We start from the raw sequence: 8,556 nt of genomic DNA, 5'->3' as shown, positions 1-8,556 counted from the left end.
GAGTCTTACTTCGGGGTTGGGCTTGGGTACATGGGGGGCGTGGTCCTTCATGAACCGTCCCCCGCCTCGTTGTTCTGGCCGCGTTGTACGGCCGTCGCCGGATGTACGGGGCGTGCCGCAGAGCCGGCCGGGGGGTGCCCCGCCCATCTGAGTCCACGAGAGTTCGAGCGGTTCATGGACGCGCTGCGTCCCGGCACCGAGGTCGATCTGCGTGGCGTCACCGTGCCTTCTTGGCTGCTTGAGGCGGTGCTGGACGCCGTCACCGGGCCTGACGGGCGGCCCCACCTGGGGCGTACGCGGTTCGACGGGGCGGTGCTGCCGTCCGACGCGCCGCTGCGCGGCTTCTGCGTGGAGGGCGACAGCTCGTTCGACGGCGCCTGCTTCCTCGGGGTCGCGTCGTTCCATGACGCGCGGTTCTTCGGCAACGCCTCGTTCCGGGACGTGCGCTTCGGGCGGGACGTCTCCTTCCAGGGCGCGCGTTTCCACCGGCACAGCTCGTTCGAGGAGACGGTCTTCACCGGGGAGGCGACGTTCGACGGGGCGCGCTGGCACGTCGACGCCTCGTTCCGGCACGCCGTGTTCGTGGGCGCGGCCTCCTTCGACCACGCCGCGTTCGGGCGGGACGCGGCGATGCAGGCGGCGTCCTTCGGCGGGGCCGCCTCGTTCCGCCGCGTGCGGGTGGCGCGGCGGGCCCGGTTCGAACGGGCGAAGTTCCGGCGGGGCCTGCGGCTCGGGCCGCTGGTCGCGCTCGGCGGGATCTCGCTGGCGGACGCCGTCGTGCACGGCGGGCTGCACGTCCACGCGGCCGCCCGGCAGGTGTCGGTGCGCGGGGCGACCGTCTACGGGGACGCCGAGTTCGGGCTGCGGTACGCGGAACTGGACCTGGCGGACGCCGCCTTCACGGGGACGGCGTCCGTGCGTTCGCTGTCCGAGCCGATCCCGGGGGTCATGGAACCATCGTGGCCCCCGGCGGACGTCCGGCTCACGTCCGTGCAGCGGACCGACGTGGCGCTGCTCCAGGTGACCGGTGTTGACCTGGGCGGATGTGCCTTGCCCCGGCGGTCCGAGGTGCGCGCCCGCGGCGGGCGCCCGGCCGCGGGCACGCCCAGGCGGTCGTGGCTGCGGCGCGCCACCGGGCGGTCATAACCTTTCCCGGCGGGAAGATCCGCGAATGCGGCGCTGTTTTGTCAGACCCCTGGGTAATGATTTGTGGTATGAGCAGAGACACCCATCCGGGGGCGCAGTGCCCGCACTGCCAATCGCATCTCGCGCTCGTCCCCGTGCCTGGAAACTCCGCCGCCACCGCCGTCCCGCTCCTGCCCGTCGTCCAGAAGGAGGAATGGCAGCCGCCGCCCGTCGCCGAGGTCCTCGCGGTTTACGCCGGCCGCGCCAAGGACACCGTTACCGCGGCGCGCGGCGCCGCCAAGGTCAGGGAAAGCCTGAACCGCGCCAGAGCCAACGCCGCCCAGCGGAGAGCGGCCCAGAAAGCCGCCCGGCACACCCCCAGAAGCGCCTGATCACGACCCGGCCGCAAAACAATGCCGCGGCACCCGAAAGGGACGGCACCCGGTGGGCGCCGCCCCTTCCCACCCGTCACCTCGGGGTTCGTTACCTCCGGGCCGTTATCTCGGGCCCGCGTCCGTCCATTCCGCGGTGACCAGGACGACCGAGTCCATTGTCCGCCCGGCCGGTGTCTCTGCCCCTCCCGCCGGCTTCAGCATGATGTTCTCGTTCGCCAACGCGGTCCCGGTGGCCGTATCAATGATCATCCGGTTCCGGACCACGCCGCCGGGCGTCCTGCGGTCCACCGCGATGGCATCTCCGGTCCTGCCCCGCGGATCCCGCACCTTGCCGAGGGACTTCACCGACGGGAGCCCGGCCAGCATCCGGAAGGCGGCGGCCCGGACCTCCGGCCGCACCGGCCCGTCCATCACCAGCCCGACGGCCACGCTGTAGAGCCACTCCCCGGCCCGTGCCGATCCACCACCCTCGGTCCCCTGCCCGTCGTACAGACGCATCAGCTCGGCCCTGAGCCGTTCCGGGTCGGACGGCAGCGATCGCAGGTCCTGCATGGTCGCGTTTCGGCCGAGCCACAGAACCTTGTCCCCGTCCACCAGTGGTGAACCCGCGGTCCGCGCGGGACCGGGCTCGGCCTTGAACACGGTGCGCGGCTTGGTTTTCACGGCGCCCGGCGAGATCGGTATCTCGACCTCGAAGCCGCCGGGCGAGCCCGCGCGCCGCCACACCTCGGCGTCCGCCGACGTCGCGGGCTTGGCGCCCAGGTACCGGTGACGGCTCCAAGCCTTGCCGCCCGGCTTGCTGAGCATCCAGTTCTCCTGCCGGTTCCTGATCACGACGGCGTAGCGGGCCCCGGCCTTCCCCGTCGTGTAGGTGTGGGACGCGACCAGAACCTGGTGCCAGTACGCGCGGACGTCGTCGGGCTGCCCGTCCGCCTTCTCGGCGGCGGCGAGCAGGACGGTCTTCGCGTCGACCACCTGCCGGCCGCCCGCGCGGTCCGGCTCCGGCCCGGCCGGGAGCACCATCGCGGCGACCAGCGCACCGGCCGCCGCCGCCCCGGCGAGGCCGAGGCCCCACACCGGGCGGACGCGCCGGCGCGGCCCCTTCCCGCGGGCCGCCGCGTCGGGGGCGGCGGCCATGGCACGCGCCAGTTCCGTCCGCCGGACGCCCTCGTCGACCGGCGCATCCGGATTCAGTTCGGGGGGGCGCGCCTCGCTCAGGGTCCGCAGCACGTCGTTCATGACATCTCCTCACCGATGATTCCCACCTGCGGACGTGTCCCGGACGGCCGGACTCCCCGTCCCGTCTCCTTCGGGGCGGCGTCCGCCGCACGGAGGAGCCGCCGCCGCGCCCGGTGCAGCCGGACCCGCAGCGCGGCGGGCGAGCATCCGACGACCTTGGCGGCATCGCGGGGTGTCAGCCCGTGCCAGGCGACCAGGATCAGGATCTCCCTGTCGCCCTCCGGCAGGGTCGCCATCGCGCGCAGGACCGCGAGCCATTCCGCGACGTCCTCGGCGATGTCACCCGCCGGGCGCGCCGTCCACCGCCCGACCTCGAAGGCGAACGACTCGCGCCGCACGTCCGCGCGGTGGTGGTCGCGCAGGACGTTGCGCGCGACGCCGAGCAGCCACGGCAGCGCCGGGTCGGGGACGTCGGCGAGGCGCCGCCACGCGACCGCGAAGGTCTCGCTCACCACCTCGTCCGCGACCTGGCGCCCAGCGCGGCTGACGGCGTACGCCCACACGTGCTGACGGCATCCGTCGTAGATCGCGGTGAAGCGTTCTTCATCGGGGGTCACGCGCATCCCCTCGTCCCTCAAGGGCCTGGTCTGCCACCGCCTGCGCCTCCGTCCGTCCGGCTGTTCACGTCACCAGGTAGTGGCACGGGGAAGGCCATCGTTACTCATCGGCCGGCGGCGACACCGTTGAGGAAGTCGGCGATGAGCGGGGCGATCTCGCGAAGCCTGTCCTCCAGGGCGAAATGGCCGGTGTCGATGACGTGCAGGTCGGCGTCCGGGAGGTCGCGCAGGTAGGCGTGCGCGCCGGGTTCGGGGAAGAACATGTCGTCGCGGCCCCAGACGATGAGGGCCGGCGGGGTGTACTCGCGCAGCCACTCCTGCCATTCCGGGTACCGCTCGACGTTCGAGATGTAGTCGAAGGCGAGGTCGATCTGGGGCCGCGTCCGGCCGGGCAGGTCCAGGAAGTGCTGGTCGAGCGTCCAGCCGTCGGGGGCGATCAGTTCGGGGTCGCGGGTCCCGCCCTCGTACTGGGCCCGCGTCGCGGGCAGCGTCAGCAGGTCACGGACCGTCTTCTCCGCGCCCTCCTTGTGCGGGCGCAGGGAGATGAACTCACGCGCTTCCGGTGAGAGCCCCTCCTCGTAGGCGTTGCCGTTCTGGACGACCAGCCCCGCGATCCATTCCGGGTGCCGCAGGGCCAGCCGGAACCCGACCGGCGCGCCGAAGTCGAAGACGTACATGACGAACCGGTCGAGCCCGAGCCGCCGGACGAACCCCTCCATGACGTCGGCGAGCCCGTCGAAGGTGTAGTCGAACGTCCCGCCGGTGGACGCGGGTTCGGGGACGTCGCTGTGCCCGAACCCGGGGTAGTCGGGGGCGATCAGCCGGTAGCGGCTCCCCAGCACGTCGATCAGGCGCCGGTACTGGTGCGACGCGGACGGGAAGCCGTGCAGCAGGAGCATCACCGGGGCGTCGGGGGTCTCGGGCAGCGACTCCCGGTAGAAGACGCGGACTCCGGCCACCTGGACGTGCCGGTGCGCGGTGCGGGCGGGCAGGGCAAGGGACATCACATGCCTCCTCAGACAGAAGATGCATTAGTCATAGCCTGCCATCGGCTAATGCGTCAATACGGCCATGTATCATTAGGGGCCATGAGCGATCTCGTGCCGCTGACCGGTGAGCCGCTCGCGCTGGACCTGGTCAACACCCGTTCGGCCGCGGGCGACCTGATCTCCGCACCGGACGGTCTCGCCGGCTGGCTGGCCCTCCAGGGGGACCGGGTGCCGCCGCCGGAGCCCGGGCCCCTCACCGAGGGGGACCTCGCGGCGGTCCACGCCGTCCGCGGCCATGTCGCCGTCGCGGTCGACCGGGCGCGCAGGGGGGAGCGGCCACCCGACGAAGCCCTCGACGGCCTCAACGACGCCCAGTGGCGGGCGCCGGGCATCAAGCGGCTGGCCTGGGACGGGACGGCCGTCACCGCGACCGTCCGGCGCGGCGGCGGGTACGGTGCGCGCCTCGCCGCGCACCTCGCCGAGGACGCCGCCGCGTTCCTCGCCGACCCCGCGATCGGCGAGGTCCGGGACTGTGCGGCCGACGACTGCACGATGCTCTTCCTGCCCGCGCACCCTCGCCGCCGCTGGTGCTCCGCGGCACGCTGCGGGAACCGCGCGCGGGTCGCCCGGTACTACGCACGGCACAAGGACCGTTGAGGCCGCGAACGGTATGTTCGGGTGCTACGTCCGCCGATGAGGTGCATCAGGTCGTCCGAGTACCTCTAATATTTGCTCGACGGCAAGCGACTACCCCTCCCTGATGTCCGGTCGCCGTGCCCGGGTGAAGGAGCTGATCGATGACCGCGATGCACAGTCGCGGTGCGGAACGGCTTCTAGGCGTGGCCGGTTCCCCCCACCTGCTGCTCGTCGAGGACGATCCCGGCGACGCGTTCCTGTTCGAGGAGCTGCTGAGCGAGGCGCAGCCCGGCGTGCGGATCACCGTCGCGGCCACGCTCGCCGAGGCCATCGACGCACTCCGGCCCGACGTCCAGTGCGTCATCGTCGACCTGTCGCTGCCGGACGCCACCGGCCTCGACGCGCTGCGCCGGATGCACTCGCACGCGCCGTCCATCGCCGTCCTCGTGCTGACCGGCCTCGCCGACGCCCACGTCGGGGTGGAGGCCGTCGCCGCCGGCGCGCAGGACTACCTGGTCAAACAGGACGTGGACGGTGCGCTGCTCACCCGGGCGATCAGTTACGCCATCGAGCGCAAGCGCGCCGACGAGTCCGAGCGGCAACTGGTGGAGGCGCGGGCGCTCAGCCGGGAGAACGCCCGGCTGGAACGCGGCCTGCTGCCCGTCCCGATCCTGAAGGACACGACGCTGCGGCACCACACCCGGTACCGGCCGGGCCGCGACCGCGCGCTGCTCGGCGGCGACTTCCACGACACCGTGGAGACCGGGGACGGCGCCGTCCACGTCGTGATCGGCGACGTCAGCGGGCACGGCGCGGACGAGGCGTCCCTCGGGGTCCGGCTCCGCATGGCGTGGCGCACCCTCGTCCTCGCCGGGGAGACCGGGCCGCGGCTGCTCGACACGCTCGACGCCGTCCTGCAACACGAACGCTGGAGCGATGAGATCTTCACCACGGTGTGCACGCTGACGATCGCGCCGGACCGGCGCAGCGCCCGGCTGCACCGCGCCGGGCATCCGCGCCCGCTGTTCTTCGGGCCGGGCGGGGTCGAGCCCGTCCCCGAGGAGCCGCACGGCCCCGCGCTCGGGCTGTTCCCCGGCGCGGACTGGCCGGCCCTCCAGCTCGAACTCGGCGACTCGTGGGGGCTGCTGCTCTACACCGACGGGCTGATCGAGGGGACCGCCGGCGACGAGTACCTCGACCTCGCCGGGCTGCTGGAGCTGGCGAAGATCGCCTACGCGGACGGCCGGCGCGGCGAGCTGCTCGTCGACGGGCTCATCGCGGAGGCCGAGCGGCTGAACGGCGACGTCCTGGCCGACGACCTGGCCGTCCTGCTGCTGAGCCGGGGGGACGCCTGATGACCACGGAACCGCCCGAGCACCACGCGCCGCCGGACGCGGAGCGGAAACGCAGACCGAGGATCTCCGGACCGGCGATCGTGCTGCCGGCCGCGGACGTCCCCCAGGGGCACGGGATGGGCCGCCTGCGGCTCGTCCAGATCTACCGGCTGGGCTCGTTCGTCCTCGGCATGCTCCTGCTCGCCGCGTTCGTGCAGACCGGGCTGGCGCTGTACGAGAACCACCGGGCACGCGACGTGCTCGTCGAGCAGGTCGACCCGGCGGCGCTGCAGCAGTTCCGGCTCTCCTCCGCGCTCACCACGCAGGACTCGGCGATCCGCGACTACGCCCAGGACGGCGGGGCGGCCCATCTCGCCGACTACCGGGCGGCGGTCGAGCGGGAGGAGGAGGCCGCCACCACGATGCGCGACCTGCTGGCCGGGGTGCCGGGCAACGGCGACGTCTACCGCCTGCTGGACAAGGCGCGCACCGACGCGGCGGCATGGCGGACCGGATACGCCGAGCGGATCGCCGCCGGTCCCGGCGGGCAGGGCGTCGGCCGCGCGGAGAGCCGGGAGGCGCGGCGGCTGCTCAACCAGGCGCGCGGGGACCTGACACCGCTGCAGGCCGGCCTCACCCGGCTGCACGACCGGGCCGCCGACAGGCTGCGGTCCCGCGCGACCACGGCGATGTGGTCGACGGCCGCCGCGCTCGCCCTGGTCGTCGTCGCCGCACTCGCCCTCGCGGTGCTGATCCGCCGGACCGTGCTGACCCCCGTGTCGTCGCTGACCGGACGGGTCCGCGCGGTGTCCCAGGGCGACTTCGCGCATCCGCTGGACGTGCCCGGCCCGGCGGAGATCAACGAACTCGCGGCGATCATCGACGCGATGCGCACCCGGATCATCGACGAGTGGCGGGCCAGCGTCGACAAGACCCGGCAGCTCGACGAGCAGACCGAGGACCTGCGCCGCTCCAACGCCGAGCTGGAGCAGTTCGCCTACGTCGCCAGCCACGACCTGCAGGAGCCGCTGCGCAAGGTGGCGAGCTTCTGCCAGATGATCGAGCGCCGGTACGGGGACAAGCTGGACGAGCGTGGGCAGCAGTACATCGCGTTCGCCGTGGACGGGGCGAAGCGCATGCAGTCGCTCATCAACGACCTGCTGAGCTTCTCCCGGGTGGGCCGCATCTCGCGCCCGGAGGAGTCGGTCGACCTCAATGACGTCGCCCGGCAAGCGCTGGACAACGTGGCGACGCTGCGGGAGGAGACCGGCGCCGAGATCGAGGTCGGCGACCTGCCGGAGGTGTCCGGCGACCGGACCCAGCTCACCCAGCTCTTCCAGAACCTCGTCGGCAACGCGATCAAGTTCCGCCGCGAGGGCGTGCCGCCCCGCGTCGTCATCGACGCCCACCGCACCGGGGACGAGTGGGAGTTCCGCTGCTCCGACAACGGCATCGGCATCGAGCCCCGCTACGCCGACCGGATCTTCCTGATCTTCCAGCGGCTGCACCCCCGCGACGAGTACGCGGGCACGGGCATCGGCCTGGCCCTCTGCAAGAAGATCACCGAATACCACGGGGGCCGTATCTGGCTCGACCCCGACGGCAACGGCGACGACCCCGGCACCGTGTTCCGCTGGACGCTGCCGGCCGACCGCGTTCCGGTGGCCGTGGCCGCCGGCGGCGCCGACCACAAGGCAGCCGACCAGAAGGCGGCCGACCACAAGGCGGCCGACCACGACACGGCCGACGGCTACGCTGCCGACAGCGGCGCCGCCGATCACAACGCCGCCGATCACAACTGACGAAGAGCGAGGACGGATACATGGAAGACGACCCGCGCCCCATCGAGGTGCTGCTCGTGGAGGACGACCCCGGTGACGTCCTGCTCACCGTCGAGGCGTTCGAGCACAACAAGGTCAACAACTCGCTGCACGTCGTCAACGACGGCGAGCAGGCCATGGCCTTCCTGCGCCGGGAGGGCGAGTACCCGGACGCCCCGCGCCCCGACCTGATCCTGCTCGACCTCAACCTGCCGCGCAGGGACGGCCGGGAGGTGCTGGAGGAGATCAAGCGCGACGAGAGCCTGCGCCGCATCCCCGTCGTCGTGCTCACCACGTCGGAGGCCGACGAGGACATCCTGCGCAGCTACAACCTGCACGCCAACGCCTACGTCACCAAGCCGGTCGACTTCGACCAGTTCATCTCCGTGGTCCGCCGGATCGACGACTTCTTCGTGACGGTGGTCAAGCTCCCGCGCTGACCCGGCCCGCCCGCACGCTCC

Annotated in this window: 9 protein-coding genes; 6 read left to right on the top strand and 3 right to left on the bottom strand. The window is 72.5% G+C overall.

Features of this window, described 5'->3' with window-relative positions:
* Positions 1-174: 174 nt before the first annotated feature.
* On the top strand, positions 175-1,146 hold the full coding sequence (locus E1289_RS34410; RefSeq protein ID WP_165970736.1) for a pentapeptide repeat-containing protein: 972 nt from the start codon (positions 175-177) through the stop codon (positions 1,144-1,146).
* 68 nt (positions 1,147-1,214) lie between these two features.
* Positions 1,215-1,517 (top strand): hypothetical protein, encoded by a 303-nt coding sequence (locus E1289_RS34405; RefSeq protein ID WP_165970735.1) that lies wholly within the window; start codon positions 1,215-1,217, stop codon positions 1,515-1,517.
* Between the two features lie 105 nt (positions 1,518-1,622).
* On the opposite strand, the gene E1289_RS34400 is transcribed toward E1289_RS34405, so the two are convergent.
* The 3 genes from E1289_RS34400 to E1289_RS34390 all read right to left on the bottom strand — a co-directional run bounded on the left by E1289_RS34400 (position 1,623) and on the right by E1289_RS34390 (position 4,320).
* A complete protein-coding gene (locus E1289_RS34400) occupies positions 1,623-2,759 on the bottom strand; it encodes a CU044_5270 family protein (protein ID WP_131987820.1) in 1,137 nt (378 codons plus the stop codon).
* Positions 2,756-3,316 carry a sigma-70 family RNA polymerase sigma factor gene (locus E1289_RS34395; RefSeq protein WP_243713349.1) on the bottom strand — a complete coding sequence of 187 codons (561 nt, stop codon included), beginning with the start codon at positions 3,314-3,316 and terminating at the stop codon, positions 2,756-2,758. Before E1289_RS34395 ends, E1289_RS34400 begins: the two co-directional genes overlap by 4 nt.
* 104 nt (positions 3,317-3,420) lie before the next feature.
* Positions 3,421-4,320: an alpha/beta hydrolase gene (locus tag E1289_RS34390; protein WP_131987816.1), complete on the bottom strand. Its 900-nt coding sequence runs from the start codon at positions 4,318-4,320 to the stop codon at positions 3,421-3,423.
* 84 nt (positions 4,321-4,404) lie between these two features.
* On the opposite strand from E1289_RS34390, the gene E1289_RS34385 reads away from it, so the two are divergent.
* The 4 genes from E1289_RS34385 to E1289_RS34370 all read left to right on the top strand — a co-directional run bounded on the left by E1289_RS34385 (position 4,405) and on the right by E1289_RS34370 (position 8,535).
* On the top strand, positions 4,405-4,962 hold the full coding sequence (locus E1289_RS34385; protein WP_131987814.1) for a CGNR zinc finger domain-containing protein: 558 nt from the start codon (positions 4,405-4,407) through the stop codon (positions 4,960-4,962).
* 140 nt (positions 4,963-5,102) lie between these two features.
* Positions 5,103-6,296, top strand: a complete 1,194-nt coding sequence (locus tag E1289_RS34380) for a fused response regulator/phosphatase (protein WP_243713348.1) — start codon at positions 5,103-5,105, stop codon at positions 6,294-6,296.
* Complete coding sequence (locus tag E1289_RS34375; RefSeq protein ID WP_243713346.1) at positions 6,296-8,077, top strand: ATP-binding protein; 1,782 nt, start codon at positions 6,296-6,298, stop codon at positions 8,075-8,077. Before E1289_RS34380 ends, E1289_RS34375 begins: the two co-directional genes overlap by 1 nt.
* Positions 8,078-8,097: 20 nt before the next feature.
* Entirely contained in the window at positions 8,098-8,535 is a 438-nt protein-coding gene (locus tag E1289_RS34370) for a response regulator (protein ID WP_131987812.1), read from the top strand.
* Positions 8,536-8,556 lie beyond the last annotated feature (21 nt).

Source organism: Actinomadura sp. 6K520 (genome assembly GCF_004349245.1).
In the GTDB taxonomy this organism is placed as follows: Bacteria; Actinomycetota; Actinomycetes; order Streptosporangiales; family Streptosporangiaceae; genus Spirillospora.
This window is presented reverse-complemented; position numbering and strand designations above follow the sequence as displayed.